The organism is Mesorhizobium sp. M7A.F.Ca.US.010.02.1.1 (assembly GCF_004023085.1).
Classification (GTDB): Bacteria; Pseudomonadota; Alphaproteobacteria; order Rhizobiales; family Rhizobiaceae; genus Mesorhizobium.
On the sequence record NZ_RZRV01000157.1, the window covers coordinates 1 to 379 of the forward strand.

At 71.8% G+C, this 379-nt stretch carries 1 pseudogene; it reads right to left on the reverse strand.

Annotated elements, in window-relative coordinates:
• Positions 1–379, reverse strand: a pseudogene (locus EOA19_RS35160) (autotransporter outer membrane beta-barrel domain-containing protein); the annotation flags it as partial.

Genomic DNA, 379 nt, shown 5'->3' on the forward strand with positions numbered 1-379 from the left:
CCGGTGGAGCTGCTCGCGCCGGAGATGTCGACCGTGACCGTGCCCGAGCCGTTGTTCTGGATGGTCGCAGCGTTGCCGGTCCCGCCGACGAACCCGCCGGCGCCGGTGACGCTGATGTCGCCCGCACCGCCGGTGCCGCCGGTCAGCGACAGGCCGATCGTGGCGCCGGTCACCGTGTCGGCGACGCTCACGCTCACCGCGCCGTTGCCGGTCGCCTTGATGCCCTCGGCAAGTGTGCCGGTCACCGTGCCATTGGCGGTGATGCCGATCGCGCCGGTGCCGTAGTTGGTTGCCTCGATGCCGGTCGTCCCCGAGACATCGCCCGCGGTCACGTTGACCGCACCCGAGCCCGCTGCCTTGGTCTGCCGGGCGATGATGG